Origin of the sequence: Mycobacterium sp. MAA66 (genome assembly GCF_041261665.1) — a bacterium.
GTDB lineage: Bacteria > Actinomycetota > Actinomycetes > Mycobacteriales > Mycobacteriaceae > Mycobacterium.
Genome location: NZ_JBGCCC010000002.1, coordinates 803382 through 822124, shown reverse-complemented (window position 1 = coordinate 822124; position 18743 = coordinate 803382). Strand labels below are relative to the sequence as shown.

At 63.9% G+C, this 18743-nt stretch carries 14 protein-coding genes; all 14 read left to right on the top strand.

Annotation, left to right across the window (positions count from 1 at the left end; translation table 11 throughout):
• Window positions 1-532: 532 nt before the first annotated feature.
• Window positions 533-2320: a glutamine--fructose-6-phosphate transaminase (isomerizing) gene (glmS, locus tag ABIA30_RS10485; RefSeq protein ID WP_370064811.1), complete on the top strand. Its 1788-nt coding sequence runs from the start codon at window positions 533-535 to the stop codon at window positions 2318-2320.
• A 126-nt stretch (window positions 2321-2446) separates the two neighbouring features.
• Window positions 2447-3370, top strand: a complete 924-nt coding sequence (locus ABIA30_RS10480; protein ID WP_370064809.1) for a glycosyltransferase family 2 protein — start codon at window positions 2447-2449, stop codon at window positions 3368-3370.
• A 56-nt stretch (window positions 3371-3426) separates the two neighbouring features.
• On the top strand, window positions 3427-4401 hold the full coding sequence (locus ABIA30_RS10475) for an NAD-dependent epimerase/dehydratase family protein (protein WP_370064807.1): 975 nt from the start codon (window positions 3427-3429) through the stop codon (window positions 4399-4401).
• Window positions 4402-4457: 56 nt separating this feature from the next.
• Window positions 4458-5432: a glycosyltransferase family 2 protein gene (locus tag ABIA30_RS10470; protein ID WP_370064805.1), complete on the top strand. Its 975-nt coding sequence runs from the start codon at window positions 4458-4460 to the stop codon at window positions 5430-5432.
• Window positions 5429-6280 (top strand): polysaccharide deacetylase family protein, encoded by an 852-nt coding sequence (locus tag ABIA30_RS10465; RefSeq protein WP_370064803.1) that lies wholly within the window; start codon window positions 5429-5431, stop codon window positions 6278-6280. Before ABIA30_RS10470 ends, ABIA30_RS10465 begins: the two co-directional genes overlap by 4 nt.
• Window positions 6281-6291: 11 nt before the next feature.
• Window positions 6292-7410: a glycosyltransferase family 4 protein gene (locus tag ABIA30_RS10460; protein WP_370064801.1), complete on the top strand. Its 1119-nt coding sequence runs from the start codon at window positions 6292-6294 to the stop codon at window positions 7408-7410.
• Complete coding sequence (locus ABIA30_RS10455) at window positions 7398-8654, top strand: glycosyltransferase family 4 protein (RefSeq protein WP_370064799.1); 1257 nt, start codon at window positions 7398-7400, stop codon at window positions 8652-8654. Before ABIA30_RS10460 ends, ABIA30_RS10455 begins: the two co-directional genes overlap by 13 nt.
• Before the next feature lie 43 nt (window positions 8655-8697).
• Window positions 8698-10872 carry a hypothetical protein gene (locus tag ABIA30_RS10450; RefSeq protein ID WP_370064797.1) on the top strand — a complete coding sequence of 725 codons (2175 nt, stop codon included), beginning with the start codon at window positions 8698-8700 and terminating at the stop codon, window positions 10870-10872.
• Window positions 10869-13268 carry a hypothetical protein gene (locus ABIA30_RS10445; RefSeq protein WP_370064795.1) on the top strand — a complete coding sequence of 800 codons (2400 nt, stop codon included), beginning with the start codon at window positions 10869-10871 and terminating at the stop codon, window positions 13266-13268. The genes ABIA30_RS10450 and ABIA30_RS10445 overlap by 4 nt, the downstream gene beginning before the upstream one ends.
• Entirely contained in the window at window positions 13261-14043 is a 783-nt protein-coding gene (locus tag ABIA30_RS10440) for a glycoside hydrolase family 16 protein (RefSeq protein ID WP_370064793.1), read from the top strand. The genes ABIA30_RS10445 and ABIA30_RS10440 overlap by 8 nt, the downstream gene beginning before the upstream one ends.
• Window positions 14040-15644, top strand: a complete 1605-nt coding sequence (locus ABIA30_RS10435; protein WP_370064791.1) for an AMP-binding protein — start codon at window positions 14040-14042, stop codon at window positions 15642-15644. Before ABIA30_RS10440 ends, ABIA30_RS10435 begins: the two co-directional genes overlap by 4 nt.
• Window positions 15641-15859 (top strand): acyl carrier protein, encoded by a 219-nt coding sequence (locus ABIA30_RS10430; protein WP_370064789.1) that lies wholly within the window; start codon window positions 15641-15643, stop codon window positions 15857-15859. The genes ABIA30_RS10435 and ABIA30_RS10430 overlap by 4 nt, the downstream gene beginning before the upstream one ends.
• 15 nt (window positions 15860-15874) lie before the next feature.
• Entirely contained in the window at window positions 15875-17248 is a 1374-nt protein-coding gene (locus ABIA30_RS10425) for a flavin monoamine oxidase family protein (protein WP_370064787.1), read from the top strand.
• The gene (locus ABIA30_RS10420) at window positions 17245-18738 is read left to right on the top strand and encodes a KamA family radical SAM protein (RefSeq protein WP_370064785.1); all 1494 of its coding nucleotides are present in this window, start codon (window positions 17245-17247) and stop codon (window positions 18736-18738) included. Before ABIA30_RS10425 ends, ABIA30_RS10420 begins: the two co-directional genes overlap by 4 nt.
• Window positions 18739-18743 lie beyond the last annotated feature (5 nt).

Below are 18743 nucleotides of genomic sequence, written 5' to 3'. Positions count from 1 at the left end.
ATCTATTGGTGCCGTCTATAAGTAACGCCATTGTTAAATAACCACTTTCGCAATATTTCGAGCGCCGATCCGGTTGTGCACGGTTGCTTGCGCGAATTCATTGACGACCTGAATGCGGCGGTACGAACGCGTTAGGGGACTAGTTCCCGGATTGCGGCCGGCTGATCGGTCAGCGCTGCCCCGGGGCCGATCTGTGGTGAGGCGTCAGCTGCGAAAACGACCACGTAGATGGTGGTTGATTGCGCGGACGCACCTCGTTGCAGATCGATGAGGTTCACCCGTCGGCGTCATGCGGACTAGTCCCCCGGCGTCAGGGCACTAGTGCCGGACCGGTCTGAATTTCGATCCTATGGCCTATTTGCCGGCGGGCCGGCAATCCCCATGATTGGCCAATGATCTTGGAATCCAGGGGAATTCATACCTCGACGCGGTCGTCGTCGGCACGGAATGCCGCCGGTCGCAGTCGGGAGTCCCGCTGGGGAGCGGGACTGCTTATCGGCGCCGGCGTCACGCGATGGCAAGGACGGCACTGATGTGCGGCGTTATCGCTTGTCGGACAAATGAATCCGCGATCGACTATCTGTTGGCCGCGCTGCACCGGCTCGAGTACCGCGGCTACGACTCCGTAGGTCTCGCGGTGACCACCGTTGCCGGCGATATCGCGACGGTGCGAACGGTAGGGCGAGTCCGCGCATTGGACAGGCGCGTAAGGGAATGGGCAGGACCGGCCTTCGGTTCCGTGGGCATCGGGCATACCCGGTGGGCGACCCACGGCATGGTGACCGAGGCCAATGCGCATCCGCATATGGACTGCACCGGCAATATCTGCGTCGTCCACAACGGGATCATCGAGAATGCAGACGAACAACGCGAAGCGCTGGGGGCCTCGGGGCACTCGTTTTCCTCGACGGTCGACAGCGAAGTCCTCTGCCATCTGGTGGAAGAGGAATTGCGACACTGCGCGGACCTGCTCGAAGCGGTTGAAAAGGCACTCGTGCATGTCGAAGGTACCTGGGGCCTGGCAGTGTTGGAACGACACACGGGTCAATTGGTGGTGGCTGCCAATGGATCACCACTGATCGTGGCGCACACCAGTTTTGGCGAATTTGCGACGAGCGACATTGCGGCGGTGGCGGACTGGGCCGACGAGTTCCGGGTTCTCGACGACGGTGATGTCGTTGATCTGAGCGGTAAGGGCCGGTGGCGGAATCGCGGCGTCGACGTGTCGAGCAACGACCTGATCGCGAGCGATGTCCGCGGCAGCGACGTGGGGCTCAACGGCTACACGGATTACATGGCCAAGGAGATCGACGAGCAACCAGAGGCGGTGGCCAAGGTGCTCGACGAATTGGGCGGTGGGGTGGCCACTGGTCGGCTATGGCGCGAGCTCGGACTGGCGAACTTCGACCGCGTCGAGGTGATCGGTTGTGGTACTTCACTGAATGCCGGAACCGTGATCACCAATTTTCTCCATCGAGTGGGTGGGATGCCCGTGGCCAACCTGGTCGCCAGTGAGGTCGCCGACGATCTGGTGGAACCACGGACTCTCTGCTTGGCGATCAGTCAATCCGGGGAGACGGCAGATGTCCTGCGCGCCATCAGGACCCGGAGGTTTTCGCCCGCATCGCTGCTCGCTCTGACCAACAGCACCCACTCGACGTTGGCCCGCGGCACGGACGCAGTGGTGGCCTGCTCGGCCGGCCCGGAAATCGGTGTGGCTGCCACCAAGACATTCGTCTGTCAGATCGTCGCCGGTGTCGCAGTGATGATCTCGGCCCTGGTTGCTCAACATCGCCTGGCTGAGCTGGGTGCCAGGCGACTCGTGGACAACCTACGTCACCTTCCGGACCAGCTCGCCGCTGCTTGTGCGACGTCGAAATGCGTTGTGCCGGCTATCGCTGAAGAGCTCATCACCGCTACCGGCGTCATTTACCTCGGCAGAGGAACATCGCTGCCATACGCGGCCGAAGGTGCGTTGAAGCTCAAGGAATTAACCTACCGATGGGCTGAGCACCACCCTGCCGGTGAGCTCAAACACGGGCCGCTGGCACTCGTGGAATCGGGTACCCCGGTGGTCGTCGTGGAGAATGCCGATCGCAGACTTGCGGGCAACGTTGCGGCGGTTACCGCACGAGGTGCCCGAGTCATCACGATCGGGTCGCAGGGCAGCACGGTACCGGTGGCCGACGATCTGGACGCCCCGTGGGGTCCGCTCGCCGCTGCGGTGCCGCTACAGGTCTTGGCACGCACACTCGCCTTGGCTCTCGGCCGCGATGTTGACAATCCGCGCAACCTGGCCAAATCGGTGACGGTGGAGTGAGTCGATGAACAGCTCCAGGCGACCATCGGGCCAGGTCGGCCGACGACGGTGCGATGGCACTCAAAGTGCTTGGCAACAAGCGATATTCATGTGTAAGGCAGCTGACAGTGGATTGGAGTTCCGATCATGACCGATCTGGTTCCGTTGAACGGCCACGCGGAGCAACCTTTGGCCATGCCATTGGCTGCGGGGGCAGTTCGAATCAGAGGCGCGAATACGCCAGAAAGCCTCGATGGCTTCCACGCCACACGCAATCGCAGAGAGGCCTCGTCACCGACGGTCAGCCTCGTGATCCCGGTCAGGAACGAGGCGCGCAACATCGCTTGGGTGCTCGAGCAGGTGGCCGACGAAGTCCACGAGATCATCCTGGTCGATGGCAACTCAACTGACGCAACGGTTATCACCGCTCGTAGCTATCGGCCGGATGTCAAGGTGGTACGTCAAGAGGGCGCGGGCAAGGGCAGTGCGCTACGGGAGGGTTTCCTGGCCGCCTCGGGCGACATCATCGTGATGATGGATGCCGACGGCAGTATGGCGCCACAAGAGATTCGTCACTACCTACACTTCTTGGCCAACGGATACGACTTCGTCAAGGGGTCACGGTTCATCGTGGGTGGCGGGTCGCTGGACATCACGACCTTTCGGCGCATGGGGAACTGGTTTCTGTTGACCGTGTTCAACACCCTCCACGGCACCGAACTGACTGACTTGTGCTACGGCTTCTGTGCTTTTCACCGTTGCTATCTTGACCATCTGTCACTGTCCGCGACCGGTTTCGAGATCGAGGCCGAGATGGTCGTCAGTGCAATGCGATCTGGCCTGCGGATAGCTGAAGTGCCGAGCATGGAGATGCCGCGTCGGTCGGGCAAATCGAATCTGCATGCGATCCGTGATGGCGTCCGGGTGCTCCGCACCCTCCTGGACGGCCACGGTCCAAACGTTTCCACAGGAGTCCGCCAGCACAGAGGCCGTCGTGAACTTGTCGAGTCGTCGATCCGGGCTAGCTCCGCCGATACCGATGATGCGCCGAATGGAATGAATCACCTTTGATACCAGGATCGTTCGTCTATAGACCCGTCATTCATCCTCGTTAGGAGTTCACCGCCATGCGAACACTCGTCACCGGCGCGGCCGGTTTCATCGGGTCGAATCTGGTCGACCGTCTCTTGGCCGAAGGCCATGATGTAGTCGGCGTCGACAACCTCAGCACCGGGACCACAGCCAATCTCGAGGCCGCCCTTGCCGGTAAGGCAAGGGCGGCCGCCGGCTTCACCTTCATACCGGTGGATGTTCAGGCACCTGAAATGAGCGGCATCGTCATGGGCGTGAGCCCTGATGTGATATTCCACCTGGCTGCCCACGTGGATCTCCGAGCCTCGGTATCTGATCCGCAATTCGATGCGCGCAGCAATATTCTGGGCACCATCAACTTGTGTGAGGCGGCACGGCAGGCCGGCGTGCGGCGGATCGTCTATGCGGCGTCCGGGGGCTCACGCTACGGGACGCCGTCACGCCTACCGGTCGACGAAAACCATTCTCTGACACCGCAGTCGCCGTATGCAGTCGCGAAGTTGGCAGGGGAGCTGTATCTCGGTGCGTATGCCGGCATGTATGGTCTGGCGCCCATCTGCCTGGCGCTGTCCAATGTCTACGGCCCACGCCAGAATCCCCGCGGGGAAGCCGGCGTGATAGCCGTGTTCGGCGGTGCGATGGTCGCCGGTGACGGCGTGACCGTCTACGGTGACGGCTCCGCGTCGCGCGACTACGTCTACGTGGACGACGTGGTGGAAGCTTTTGTCTGTGCCGCCGCCGCACCGCTGTCGGTCACCGGAACGTTCAATATCGGTACCGGCATGCAGACGAGCGTCATGGACGTCTTCCGGATGCTTTCGGCGTTGTTCGATGACGTACCACCTGCCGGCCATGCCGAAATGAGAACCGGTGAGCTGCAGGCCATCGCACTGGACGCGGGCCGAGCACACGACCAACTCGGTTGGGAGCCGGTCGTAGACATCGCGCAGGGAATCGAGCGCACGGTTCACTGGCTGCGTGGGCGTCAAGATGCCCGCATGGCGTCGTAATGCCCTGGCAAAAAGGGTGATTGAGCGCACTCGCAGTACAACAACGGAGGCACGAGATGAGCACTGAGAGTGCGGGATCCACCCTCACGATGAGTGTGGTGATATGTGCATACACCTTTGATCGGTGGGACGACGTGCTGGCCGCCGTGGCCTCGGTCCGGGGCCAGCGGATCCCGCCGTACGAAATCGTTGTGGTCGTCGATCACAACGCCGAGCTCTACGACCGGCTGCGGTCTGCACTGTCCGATGTGACGGTCATCCAGAATGCACAGCAGCAGGGCCTGTCCGGTGGCAAGAACACCGGAATCGAAGCGACTTCTGGCGACTTGGTCGTGTTCCTCGACGACGACGCCGTGGCACACCCCGACTGGCTGCAGCACCTGCGTGAGGCGTACACCGACGAGCACATCGTCGGAGTCGGCGGCACCACGTTGCCGCTGTGGGAAACCTCCCGTCCTCGATGGTTCCCGCGGGAGTTCGATTGGGTGTTGGGTTGCACCTTTATCGGTCGAGAGCCGGGAAAAGTGCGAAATGTGCTGGGCGGCAACGCATCATTTCGTCGTGAAGTCTTTTCCGTGGCGGGCGGGTTTCCGAGTCATATCGGCCGCACTGCGGCCCAGCACCGCCCACTGGGTTGTGAGGAAACAGAGTTCTGCATCCGGGTCAACCACCATCGCCCCGACTATTCGTTCGTTTTCGCGCAACACGCGGTGATATGGCACCGAGTACCCTCCGCCCGGGAGACGTTCGCCTATTTTCGGTCGCGCTGCTTTGCCGAAGGAATCTCCAAGGCGGCCGTGACGCAGAGTGTGGGTCGGGCCGATGGGCTGGCGGTGGAGCGTACGTACGTGGCGCGCACGCTTTCGCGCGGCTTCTTGCGCGGACTCGGTGACGCACTGCACGGAGATCTGGGTGGGATCGAGCGCGCGTTGGCCATCGTCGTCGGTTTGTCCGTCACTGCAATGGGTTACGCGCGCGGCATCGGGACTCCGGTTGATCACCGGGTGCCGGCGACTGCGGGGTCACGATGACCGCATCGGTGCCGATCCTCATGTACCACGACGTCGCCGAGCGACCACCGGCCGCTACCAGACGCTTGTCGGTGAGTCCGGGGCTGCTGGAACAGCAGCTCGAATTTCTGGTCGAGCACGGCTACACGGGGGTGTCCTTCTCGGACTTGGTAGGTGCATTTCAAACCGGCGCGAGCCTGCCGGACAAGCCTGTGGTCCTCACGTTCGATGACGGCTACGCCGGTGTGGCACTGGATGCGGGTCCGTTGCTCCGGAAATTCGACTTTCCCGCAACGGTTTTCGTCACCACCGGGTGGGTCGACGGTGAGCCGTTGATCGGCGCACGCGTGCCGCCGAACCAGATGTTGAGCTGGACACAGATCCGCGCGCTTGCCGGTTCGGGAATAGAGATCGGGGCGCACAGCCACAGCCATCCTGAACTCGATCAGCTGACCGACGTCGAACTGTGCCGAGAGCTCGGTCTGGGACGCGCATTGCTCGAAGACTGCATCGGGGCCCCGGTCCATGCCCTGGCATACCCGTTCGGCTATTCGAACCCGCGGGTGCAGCAGGCGGCGCGAGCGGCCGGTTACCGATGCGCCGCCGTGGTACGGAACCGTCGCGCAACGCCTTACGACGACCCCTTCGTGATCCCGCGACTCACGATCCGTCGCACCGTAGACCAGGGCACGTTCGGCGCGATCGTGACCGGACGGCCGGGCGACGTCTTCTATCGGGACCGCTTGTTGACGGCCGGTTGGGCGTGTGTGCGCCGGGCCCGTTGGGCGGCGAAGCGGATTTTCACCGCCGATTACCAGGCAATAGCTGCCACGGCGCTGTCCAGAGTGGCTCGTAGCCCGCAATCGTAGGGAGACAGGCAATGATTGAGAGCAGTCAAAGACCTCTACGCATCGCGATGGTTTCGGCGCTTGCGCTGCCCGAGATGGGCGGGATCGAGACACACGTCCACGAAGTGTCGAGCCGCCTTGCCGCCACGGGCGCCGACGTGACGGTGCTGACGACGGATCGCTCGGGCGCATTACCGGCCGACGAGGAATGCTCTGGCTATCGCGTCCGCAGGTGGTGTGCCTATCCCAGATCGGCGGATTATTGTCTGGCACCTGGGCTGACTCGCCATCTGATGTCGGAGCGGTACGACGTTGTCCACGTGCAAGGGATTCGCACGTTGCTGGCGCCGACGGCACTGGCGGCAGCGCAGCGGGCGGGCACTCCGTCGGTGCTCACCCTGCATACCGGAGGTAGCCGGTCCGCTCTGCGCCAGTCGCTGCGCCCCGTGCAATTCAGGCTCTGGTCACCGGTGCTGCGCCGAACCACAGCCCTTGTCGCAGTGTGCGAGTACGAACGGCAGAAGATCGCCGCGCTGCTCCGCGTCAGTGAAGGATCGATCCGGCTCATCCGAAACGGATGCGATCCATTGCCAATCGATGATGCAGCCCCCAAGCCCGATGGCAGCCCGCTGCTGGTTTCTGCCGGCCGGCTCGAGCGGTTCAAAGGCCACCACCGCATCATGCGGGCGATGCCGGCGATCCTGGCGCAGAAGCCCGCCGCTCGGCTGGTGGTTGCCGGAAGCGGGCCGTACGAAAAGTCGTTGCGTAAGTTAGCCATCCGGCTCGGCGTATCCGAACGGGTGTCCATCTGCTCATTCGGCCCGGACCGCCGCGGATCGCTGGGCCGGCTGTTCGCCGACGCGGATCTGTTCTGTCTGCTCAGCGAATGCGAGGCTCATCCAGTCGCGGTGATGGAGGCGGTCGGGGCCGGGACCAAGGCCCTGGTTGCGGACACGTCCGGATTGTCCGAACTCGGGCGCGCAGGGATTGTCACCACAATTGCGCTCAGCGCGTCTGACGAGGAGGTCGCGGCAGCGGCGTTGGATCTGGCGGCCGCGCCACGCACAGCGCCACCGTCGATTCCGAGTTGGGACAGCTGTACGGACGAATTGCAGCGCCTCTACCACGAGGTAGTGGCATGCGGATCCTGATGTTGACGTCCTTCCTGCCGCCCATCATCGGTGGCGTGGAACGCCACGCCTGGACGCTGGCACGGGCGTTGGCCACGCGCGGACACGACGTCACCCTGCTCGGGTTCGCCACCGGGACACAGGAACCGGGGGAGAGCCAGGTCGACGGCGTGCGAATCGTAAGAGTGCGCACCGGTGCCTCGTATCTGCCATTCCTGTACAGCGACCCAGATCGCCCGCATCCGCTTCCGGTGGCCGATCCGCTGGTGCATCGTGCGATTCGGCATGAACTGTCATGTCATCACTTTGACGTCATCCACGCGCACAACTGGATCGTCAACAGCGCGCTGGCGCCGGCCGCATCCGCTCGTGTTCCGGTGGTGATGACCCTGCACGACTACAGCCACCGCTGCGTGACGGCCCGGATGATGGAACAAGACAGGCGGCCGTGCCCCGGCCCGTCCACGGCACGCTGTATGGCCTGCGGCTCTTCGCATTTCGGCGCGCTACTGGGACCGGTCACGGTGCTCGCCAACGCCTGGTCGGCCCGGCAACGGTCTCGGCGCGTGGCGGGTACCGCGGCGGTGAGCGGGGCGGTGGCCGGCGTGGTGAACGTTGACGGCGAGCGCGGGTTGTTCGGCAACGTCGGCCTTGCGGCACAGGTCATTCCCAACTTCATCCCGGACGAGATCATCTGCGAGGACATTCCCCTGCCAGGCCATGATGCCCCGCTGCTCTTCGTCGGTGACCTCGTGCCCGACAAAGGGATCGATGTGCTCTTGAGCGCGTATGGACTGCTCGACGGTGCACCGCCACTCGTCCTTGCCGGTCGTTCCGAAGCTGAATTGTCTGTGAGGCTGCCGCCGGGTGTCACCTGGCTCGGTGCGTTGCCGCATGAGCAGGTACTTCCGCTGTACGCGTCGGCTCGTGCGGTGATTGTGCCCTCGGTGTGGTCGGATCCTTGTCCCACAGTCGTTCTCGAGGCCATGGCGGCGGGACGGCCGGTTGTTGCTGCGGCGTCGGGCGGCATTCTCGACATGGTTGTCGACGGGGTCACCGGCGTACTGGTGCCGCCGGGGGATGTCGCAGAATTGGCTCGGGCCATCGCCTTCGTGTCCGGCGATGCGCAGACGGCCAGATCATTCGGCGTTGCGGGGCGTGATCGGGTCCGCAGGTTCGCCGTGAGCGCCGTCGTCGCGCAGATCGAGCGCATGTATGTCAGTGCCATCGACGCATACAGCCGTGAGCTGGATCATGCTGGCTAGGCTGCAGGCCTGTAGTACTCGCGCCGCGCTGCAGGCAGCGCGGGTGAGCACCGTTGTGCGATCGCGACGCTCGGGTGGCGACGCTGCGCCCCGCACGGTGTCGCGTACCGCAATGCGCGAGAAGAACACACTGACGGATGTTTTTGCCTCGCTTATGGGTTCGCACGTCGGCGGTGCCCTTCTCGGCCTCGTCTTCTGGATACTCGCGGCGCATACGTTCACTCCCGCGCAAGTGGGTATCGGCGCTGCGTTGGTGGCAGCGATGACCTTGTTGTCGGAACTGGCGTTGCTCGGCGTGGACACGCTGTTGCTCGAACGGTTCAAGTTCGTGTCGGTCGGGGACCGTTGGGCGTTGTTCGTTACCGGCCTGGTGGTCACAGCCGGCGCGGGTGCGCTGATTGCTCTGGCAGGGCTCGCCGTCCTGCGGCTGATCCGCCCCGCGGGCGTAATGGGTGACCTCTCGTCGGTCGACGCCGTGCTACTGGTACTGGCTACCGTCATCGCTGCGGTGTGCGCCGTATTCGATCAGGCTGCGATCGGCATGGGAGCTGGCGCAGTTCAGTTGTGGCGCAACCTTTGTGCTTCCGTGCTTCGGGTCGGCGTCCTGGTTGGCGCAACCGTTCTGCAGTGCAGCAATGGGTACCTGATCCTCGTCGCCTGGATAGTCGGGATGGTCGGTTCGCTGGCGGTCTGCCGTCTGCAGCGCACGACGCTGCCGCGATCTGCGGTGACCGGACGAGACCGGCTGCGATTGGTACGTGCCCACTGGACGACGGCGCTGGGCCACCACGGACTCACCCTGGCCATGGGGACCGGTGCCCTGATGCTTCCCGTTGTCGTCGCGGCACTGATCCCGGCGGAAGAGACCGCATATTTTGTGCAGGCCAGACTGCTCTCCGACACGGCGCTGGCGCTGCCGTTTCTGCTGACCGTCGCGTTGTTCGCCACCGCAGTAGATATCGATGAATTCCGTCGAACAGCAAGATACACAATATGTTTGGGAATGGCGTTTGCGTTGTTCCTGATCGGTGGTGCCGCGTTGTTGGGGCGTGCACTGCTGATGTTGTTCGGTTCGCAGTACGCCAACGCTTCGCTGCCGCTACTGCTGATACTGCTCTGCACCGGTCCGGTCCTGGTGATCAAGGATCACTTCGCCGTCCTTCGCCGCCTGCAGGGGAAGCGGATCTCGGGGGCGGTGGCGATGGCACTCTGGGCTGCTGCGGAATTGTCAGGTGCCATCGTAGGCGGTCTGACCGGCAGCGTGCTGCTGCTGTGTGTTGGCTGGTTGGTGATGTCGGCGGCATCCGCCCTGGTGGCGTTGCCGGTACTCGTCAGTGGGATGCGGCGGCCGATAATGGTTGCTCAACAGGAAGATTCATCACCTGCGGAGCGGGCGGATCGGAGGCTGGCGGAGTTCTGGACGTCGTACGTGGAGTCCGGAATCGGCCGGTATCACTATGCGGCATGGCACCCGCTGCGCTGTCTGAGTGCCATTCGCGCCATCCGGCAACTGCCGGTCGTGTGCCTGGCCACCCCATCAGCCCGGCCCGGCGGGGTGGCAGTACAGCGAGTCCTCGATCTGCGCGGTCCGGGCGGGGTGCCGGCTCGCTGGTTGGGATCAGCCGCGCTCGCTGTGCCGGCCGACGCCGCTGAGTATCAACGAGGCCCGCATGCCAGGACATTGCGTCGCAAGATCCGGGCGGCGGACCGGCACGGAATCCGCTGTCGCCTGGTGCCGCACGCCGAGCGGATCACCATGGTGGCGCAGTGCAATTCAGCCGAGCAGAGGCACCGCCAGCAGCAGTACCGCGTGCGGCACCCACATAATGACGACCTGTTGCAGCACGACCTGTGGCTGGTAGCCGAGGACGTTGCGGGCCGGGCGCTGTTGTTGGCGGTGCTGCCCGTTGACGGCGACGTCGCGACATTGCGGTACTTCCGCACCCTCGGTGCCGGTGAGGTGTACTCACTGAGCCGTTACGTCGGCACCCAGGCTGTGGTCACGGAGCTGTCGAGGCGCGGGGTGCGGTGGCTGCTGGACACGGCCCCGCCGGGCGCGCAGACGAACGGAGTGCGGCACTTTCAGCGGATGGTGGGGTTCCGTTATGTGCGGCTAGCGATCGCCTCCCCAGTCGGAGCTGCGCCGGTGCCCGCGGAATCTGGAGTCGCGGTGCACATCGAACACGGACTTCCCGTGGCTGGGATGCAGTTGCGATGACGGACCTTTACTCCGCGCCAACGGTGCAGGACGACGAGTTGAGTTCCGATGGTGGCACGTGGTGCGCCGTATGGGTACTGCTGGCAATCCAAGCCGTCGCATTGACTATGCAGGTGGTAGCGGTGTGTATGGCCCGTCAAGGCCTCAGCGCATCGGCAAATATCTTGTCCTGCAGCGGGTTCGGACTTGCGTTCGCCAGCGCGTTGTGGCCGCTGATCGGCAGGCGTTTGGACCGGACGCTACGCAACGCCGCGGTCGTTTGCCTCGGCATCACAAGCGCCCTGCAATGGCGAGTGAACGACCCCACCGTGTATCTGGGTTACGACGAACAACTGCACCTGCGGACCCTACGAGATATCGAGTCCGCCCATCGCATCTTCGAACCGCAGGCGCTGCTTCCCGTCAGTCCGCGTTATCCCGGGTTGGAGACACTGACCGCGTTGCTTAATCAGATCGGTCTGCCCATACCGGTCGCGACGATGGCAGTTGTCGTGTTGGCGCGGATCACTCTGGTTGTGGTTCTCTGCTCAGCGGTTGAGCACGCGACCGGCCATCCCCGCGCGGGTGGTCTGGCGGTCGCCGTCTATGCGATTTCGCCCCAGTTCGTCTTCTTCAATTCGCAGTTCGCATATCAAACGTTGTCGCTGCCATTGGCGTTGGCGGCGGTTGCTCTGGTAGCCCGCGCGCGCCGAGCGCAGAACACGACGCCGCTGCTGTGGGGCGCTTCGGCTTGTCTGTTGGCCGTCGCAATGACTCATCACTTGACCAGCTTGCTCACCGCAGGCTTTCTGGTGGTCTGGGCGATGGTCGAACAACCGGGGCAATGCCGGCGACGGGTCGCGTGGGCCGCGGTGATCGCGGTACTTGTCACAGCTCTGTGGGCGACTGTCCAATGGTCCCTGCTACGAGACTATTTCGGTCCGATGATCTCAGGCATCACCGATGAGTTGCGGTTGGGGCATCGGAGAGAGCCGTTCGCGGAGACAGCCGGAAGCCCCAAACCGTGGTGGGAGCGGGCGCTTCTCGGGTACTACGCGCTGGTGATCGTATCGGCGATTTCATACCTGATGCTGACCCATGGCCGCGCCGTTCTTCGACGGCGGAGACGTTTGCCGGTGGTGTCGTCGGACGCCTCGCCAACCGCCGATCTGAGTGCGACTCGGTGGCAAGTCCCGGCGCTGCTGTTGTGCGTCATCGCGACCATTCCACTGTTGTTCGGGGCGCGAGTGGTGCCGCGTTTCGGCGAGCTCGGCGACCGCGCGAGCACCTTCACCTATCTCGCCTTCAGTTTGTTCGCCGCTGTCGGACTCGAGCAGTGGCGTCGACGATTGACAGAACAGATGCAGTCGCGCGCAAAGCACAGAGCGCGCCTGAACCGTCGATATCTACTTGTGGGTCTGGGTGTTCGCGCAATTGTGGTGGCGCTTGCCGCGGGAGTTTTCGTCGGCGGCTATCTGCTGGGAAGCGGTGCGGCCTGGGCGCGATTGCCCGGGCACTATCTGCCGGGCGCTGACGGGCGATCGGTGGATGCCGAAATGCTTGCCGTGGCGGACTGGGCGCGCGATGCGCTGCCGGCGGGCAGCCGGGTGGCCGCCGACCGGATGACATCGACATTGTTGTCTAGCCGGGCCGGGATGTGGCCGCTTTCGTCGGAGCCCGGCGGCCTCGATCTGGCGTCGTTGTATCAGGCCGATGACTGGGGCCAGCCACAGACAGAGATGGCCAGTCGAGCCAATCTGCGGTATCTGTTCGTCGACGACCGAATCGTCGGTGAAAAGCCCTACGATCTGGGGTATTTCGACGAGACGACGCACGTCCTGCTCACTCGTCGACAACTCGCGAAATTCGATCTGGTACCCGGGATTGTGGAGGTTTATCGACACGAGCCGATCAGCGTCTACGATCTGCGCGGTGTCGGCGTGCCAGAGGTGCGCGCCGGATGGATGGGGACGACCCGGTCGCTGAATCTTGCCACGCAGACGGTCCTCGGCCTTTCGCTGGGCTTTGTGGGTGTTGTGTTGTGGCGCACGGACGTTGGCAGGTACCTGGTCGGAGCCGCCCGGTCGCTTCATGCTGCGGCCGGAACATCGCTGGCCTTCGCATCCTGTGTGGCGGCGTTGTGCGTCGTGTCAGTGGTGATGCTGCTGGCGCGGATCTGGTTGGGGCCCGCAGTATTTGCTGCCTCGGCCGTGGTGGTCCTGGCGATGAATCCGGGATGGGTCGGTGAACGTCTGTCCAGATGGCGCCGACTCCGCATCGGTAGGTGGGTACCAGCGGCACTGGTGACTCTGTCCGCGGCCACTGCCATCGCGATCTCGGTGTGGGACGCCGATATGGCGCATCGTCTGGGCTCTCCCGACAGCGTTCGGTGTGTGGAGGGCAGTTGCCATGAGTAGCGGTGGAATCGGTCGGCGCGGTTTTCTGGTTCGTGCCGGTTGTTACGTCTCTGTCGGTCTGCTCGCGATGGCGGCCCGTCCGGATGAAGTACCCGCGAGTGCCGCTGCGTCGGTGTTCGACGACTTCAACGGTCCACCTGGGTCGCCGCCGGATCCGGCCGTCTGGGCATATCGGGTCGGACGTGGGTGGGACGACGGGATAGAGGGTTATCGTCCCGAGAACGCTGTCCTCGACGGAGTGGGCAACCTGGTCATCCGGGCCGCGGCGACCGCCAATGGGTATGTCTCGGGCCGGGTCCAGACCAAGCATGGCTTCGGCTATGGCACTACCCGGGCCCGTATCAAAATGCCTTCCGGACAGGGTCTTTGGCCTGCATTCTGGATGATAGGTGCAGATGACGACAAGGCCGAGATCGACGTCATCGAGCTGGTCAGCAGTGCCACGACTTACTACAGCACCATTCACGGGCCGAGAACCGGTGGCGGGCCAGGCTATCAAGTGCAGTTCAGCGGCGGGGTGGCCGACCTGTCGGACGATTACCACGAGTACTGGATGACGCATGAGCCGCAGCGCATCACCGCTGGCATCGATTCGGCGACCTTGGCCACATTTGTCCCGGAATCGCTTCCTCCAGACGGTATTTGGGTATACGACCGGCCGATGTGCGCAGTCTTGTCGATGGCGGTCGGCGGTGATTGGGCAGGACCGCCCGATGCTTCGACACGTTTTCCGGCGACGATGTTCGTGGACTGGATCCGATGGGAGTCGCTATGACCGGCTATGGCCCTTCTGTTGAATCTGCAGAGCCGAACACGTTGTCCTGGAACACTTGCGCTGCCGGTGACGACATTTCTCCGGAGCGCGAGGACACCGCGGACGTGCTGGCGGACTTCGACGCAGTGGTCGAGTTGCTGCCAGGGGGGCCCGCCATCGTCCACAACGGCGCAGTCACCACTTATCGAGAATTGGCAGAAGATGTCCGCAGCGCGTCGGCGCGCTACCGCGGGCGTCGGTCCGACTCTGATCAGCGGGGGTTGATCGGCACTGTCGTATCGCATACGCCCGCCGCGGCGGTACAGCTGCTGGGTGCATTGCATGCGGGCGCCATGTACTGCCCGATTGATGTAGCAGTCCCGCAAGCTCGCCGCCGAGCGCTCGCCGAAATGCTCGGACTGAACGAATTATATTTTGCCATAACCAATCTGGAGGGTCCGGCAGCACCGGAGAAGCCGAGTGCAGTCGCTGTGCCCAGCGAATTGGCACCGGCTCGATCGCAGCCGAGCGACCCGGCGTATGTGTTGTGTACGTCCGGTTCGACGGGGATGCCGAAACCCGTGGTCGTCTCTCGGCGGGCGCTGACCGCCACGGTGCGGGAACTGCGCCGGCTCTTCGGGCTGACGTCTCAGGACCGTGTCCTGCAATTCGCTTCGCTCGGTTGGGATACCTGTCTGGAGGAGATCATGCCCGCGCTGACCGCCGGCGCGACACTGATTTTCGACGATGCGGCCTTCCGCGGCTCGTTCTCTACGTTCATTCGCATGCTCGCCGATCGCGAGATCACCATGCTCGACCTGCCGACGGCGTTCTGGCACGAACTGGTGCTTTTTCTCCTTGACGAGGGCGCGACATTGCCGGACTGCGTGCGGCTGGTGGCCATCGGCGGCGAGCGGGTCGATCCGACGCGTCTGCGGCAGTGGCGTGATATCGATGCCGGGCACGTCCGGCTGCTCAACACCTACGGATGCACAGAAACGACGATGGTGACCCACGCCGTGCAATTGTGCGGTCCCGGAACCGAACCCGATGTCGCCGGTCAAGACGGTGAGGCTCCGATTGGCCGCGCGTTGGCGCATCTGCGCGATCACGTCACCGATGAAGGTGAACTATGGATCTCCGGACCGTCCCTGGCTACTGGCTATCTGGGCTTGCCCGACCTCACAGCGGCAGCTTTTCCGGTCGTGGATCAAGGTTCGGGGTCCACTCGGTGGTTCCCCACCGGTGATCTGGTGACTCGTGGTGCGAACGGACTGCTGTACTGCCGGGGCCGCCTCGATGAGCAGGTGAAAGTGCTTGGGGTGCGGGTACATCCGGCCGAAGTGGAGACGCAGTTGAACACCCACTGGGCCGTCGCCGGCGCTGTCGTGGTCGGCGAACCACAGCTGGGGCGCACTGTGCTGCGCGCATATGTCGTCGCGGCGGGCCCGGTCACCTCGGCTGAGCTCAAGCAACATCTGCGAGAGCGGCTACCGGCCCAATTCGTTCCGAGTTCAGTGAAATTTGTTGCCGCACTGAAATACACCGCCAGCGGCAAAGTCGATCGTGCGGCAACTCGACGCGCCGCCGCCGGCCATGACAACAACGGAGGAGTCCGATGAGCACCGAACCCATAATTCAGATATTCCGCAGGGTACTCGACCTCACCGAGGTGAACGCGAGTTCGGATTTCTTCGAACTCGGAGGCGACTCGCTGCTCGCCACTCGCGTGCTCAGTGCCATTGCCCGGGAGTTCGGCACCGAGCTGTACTACGACGACTTCCTCGAGAATCCCTCACCCGAGGGGTTGCTCGCCAAAGTCGTTGCGGCAGCCTGACGGACGGATGATCAAATGCGAATCATCGTGGTGGGCGCCGGCCTGGCCGGCCTGACTGCTGCCACTGACCTGGCGTCCGCCGGCGCCGACGTGACAGTGCTGGAGGCCCGCGACCGCGTGGGTGGGCGGATACATGGTGTCCCGATCGGTGGGGGAGTCGTCGTCGACGGTGGGGCTGCGTACCTGGGTGCCCGGCATACCGAATTGCTCGCGATGTTGTGCAGCCATGGGCTCGGCCTGGCCTCGACAGCCATGACAGGCGACAGCACATTTTTGTTGTCGCAACGTCGGACCACGTCTGCCAGTCGAATGCCTCCGCTGGACGCCATCGCCCTCGGTGAGCTGTTCGATCGGTTGGAGGACCTGGTCGCGAAAGTTCGTCTGGACGCGCCGTGGCAGACACCGCAGGCCGCGCGCCTGGACCGGTTGTCGGCGGCGAGTTGGTTGGCCGAGGAGGTCAGGCATCCCGACGCCCGGACTTTCTTCCCGTTGTTCATCGGCGAGATGATGGCGGCCGATCCCGCGGCGATATCCGCTCTGCATATGGCGTTTTACCTGCGCTCAGGCGGTGGAATCCGGTACCTGAACGCCTTTGAGGGTGGTGCCCAGCAGTGGCGGATCGACGGTGGCGCACATCGGCTGTGTGCTGCCGTTGCCAGTCGACTGGGTGCTCGGATACGGCTGAGGACAGCGGTCCGCGGGATCGAGCAGAACACCAATGATGTTTTGGTGCACTGTATTTCCGAGTTCGGCGACAGCCCGACGGAGCTGCGCGCAGATCGGGTGGTCGTCGCGATCCCGCCACGGCTGGCGCAGCGGATCATCTTCGATCCCGCGCTGCCGCGGCCGCGCGCGACCGCGGGAACGGGGCGGGGCTGTGCGGTGAAGGTGCAGCTGGGGTATTCAGCTCCGCTGTGGCGCGAGAGTGGCCTGTCGGGCTGGTCGGTGAGTTCCAGCGGGCCGCTGCTGTCCACCGTCGACGACTCTCCGCCCGACGATTCCATCGGCGTGTTGACCGGATTCGTCACCGGTGCAGCAGCTCTGACTTTCTCTGCATTGTCGGCCGAAGATCGGCGCGCCAGCGCGCTGACCCACGTGAGCCGACTGTTTCCCGAGCTGCCGCCGCCCACCCGGGTCGCGGTGACGGACTGGCTGGCCGAGAGATACACCCGGGGCTGTTATGCCGCGCTGTTCGGCCCCGGTGACTGGCTGCGGCTGGGAACCACACTGACTGTGCCCCATGGCCGTATCCATTGGGCGGGCACCGAAACCAGCCTCGAGTTCTTCGGGTTGATGGAGGGCGCCATCAGGTCGGGGCGGCGAGTGGCGGCGGAGTTGATCCGCGGCGCCGAACCGGTAACCGCGTCACGAAAGGTGTCGTCACGATGACCATGCTCACCGAAGTCGGTGAACCCGCCCCGTCGGGATTTACCGCTGTTATCAATCAGCCCTACATCTACAAACGAAAGATGTTGTCAGAGCCCGATTGGCGCCGATATCCGGGCTGGGCAGCGGTGACCGAATCGCAGTGGCGCGATGCGCAGTGGCAACGGTCGCACTCGGTGAAGAACATCGGGCAGCTGCGTGCGGTGGTCGGAGAGTTGCTCGATGAGTCGTTCTACGACGACCTGATTGCAGACCAGAGGCACTGCGCGACGATGTCGATGTTGCTGCCGCCGCAGGTGTTGAACACCATCGCCGCCGATGCGGTGCCCGGACGGGGCAGCCTCACCGAGGCGTTCTACGCCGACCCGATACGCCGTTACATGCTGCCGGTGCTCAGCGATCGGCGGCCGCAGTGGTGCTCACATCCGTACGCGGAGCGGGATTCATTGCACGAGAGCGACATGTGGGTGGTGGAAGGACTGACGCATCGGTACCCGACCAAGGTGCTGGCCGAGATGTTGGCCACTTGCCCGCAGTATTGCGGGCATTGCACGCGCATGGATCTGATCGGCAATTCGACCCCGACGGTGAGCAAGTCGCGACTGACCCTGCAACCCGCCGACCGGCACGGCCGCATGCTCGATTACCTGCGTGCCACGCCGACGGTGCGTGATGTCGTGGTGTCTGGCGGCGATGTTGCCAACATGCCGTGGCACCGATTGGAAACGTTTGTCCTGCAGCTGCTTGCGATCGACAGCGTCAGGGATATTCGCCTGGCGTCCAAGGCGTTGGCCGACCTGCCGCAGCACTGGCTCCAGCCGACCGTCGTCGACGGAGTGCACCGTCTGGCACGTCTTGCCGCCGCCCGCGGTGTGAATCTGGCGCTGCACACGCACATCAACCACGTCCGGTCGGTGACTCCGCTGGTTGCTGCTGCCGCGCGTGCGTTGCTGGATGCAGGGTTGCGGGACGTACGCAATCAAGGGGTGTTGATGCGTGGCGTGAACGACACCAGTGGCGATCTGCTCGATCTCTGTTTCGCGCTGCAGGGCGAGGCGAACATCTTGCCGTACTACTTCTACATGTGCGACATGATTCCCAACGCCGAGCACTGGCGGACGCCGTTGTGGCAAGCGCAGGAACTGCAGATGGCGGTGCTGGGCTATCTGCCCGGTTACGCGACGCCCCGAATTGTCTGCGATGTGCCGTATGTCGGTAAGCGATGGGTACACCAGGTGGTCCGGTATGACCGGGAACGCGGCATCTCGTATTGGAGCAAGAACTACCTCACCGGATTGGATGGCGCGGACGTCGATGCGTTGAACCGGGTCTACCCGTTCTACGACCCTATCGACACCTTGCCTGCCACCGGGCAGGCGTGGTGGCAGCAGAACTCCGGCATGTGTGTTGGCAGTGAGCTTTCGGGTGCAGATGCTTCGGCCGCGTCGGCCCTGGGAGCATCCGGCTCACTCGATGGTGAATTGTCGGCCTGACACCT

Bases quoted from the DNA above. Each gene is read 5' to 3' on its own strand.
- ABIA30_RS10465 (WP_370064803.1), top strand. From the start codon at position 5,429: ATGACCGCATCGGTGCCGATCCTCATGTACCACGACGTCGCCGAGCGA.
- ABIA30_RS10460 (WP_370064801.1), top strand. From the start codon at position 6,292: ATGATTGAGAGCAGTCAAAGACCTCTACGCATCGCGATGGTTTCGGCG.
- ABIA30_RS10430 (WP_370064789.1), top strand. From the start codon at position 15,641: ATGAGCACCGAACCCATAATTCAGATATTCCGCAGGGTACTCGACCTC.
- ABIA30_RS10425 (WP_370064787.1), top strand. From the start codon at position 15,875: ATGCGAATCATCGTGGTGGGCGCCGGCCTGGCCGGCCTGACTGCTGCC.
- ABIA30_RS10455 (WP_370064799.1), top strand. From the start codon at position 7,398: ATGCGGATCCTGATGTTGACGTCCTTCCTGCCGCCCATCATCGGTGGC.
- ABIA30_RS10440 (WP_370064793.1), top strand. From the start codon at position 13,261: ATGAGTAGCGGTGGAATCGGTCGGCGCGGTTTTCTGGTTCGTGCCGGT.
- glmS (WP_370064811.1), top strand. From the start codon at position 533: ATGTGCGGCGTTATCGCTTGTCGGACAAATGAATCCGCGATCGACTAT.
- ABIA30_RS10480 (WP_370064809.1), top strand. From the start codon at position 2,447: ATGACCGATCTGGTTCCGTTGAACGGCCACGCGGAGCAACCTTTGGCC.
- ABIA30_RS10475 (WP_370064807.1), top strand. From the start codon at position 3,427: ATGCGAACACTCGTCACCGGCGCGGCCGGTTTCATCGGGTCGAATCTG.
- ABIA30_RS10445 (WP_370064795.1), top strand. From the start codon at position 10,869: ATGACGGACCTTTACTCCGCGCCAACGGTGCAGGACGACGAGTTGAGT.
- ABIA30_RS10420 (WP_370064785.1), top strand. From the start codon at position 17,245: ATGACCATGCTCACCGAAGTCGGTGAACCCGCCCCGTCGGGATTTACC.
- ABIA30_RS10435 (WP_370064791.1), top strand. From the start codon at position 14,040: ATGACCGGCTATGGCCCTTCTGTTGAATCTGCAGAGCCGAACACGTTG.
- ABIA30_RS10470 (WP_370064805.1), top strand. From the start codon at position 4,458: ATGAGCACTGAGAGTGCGGGATCCACCCTCACGATGAGTGTGGTGATA.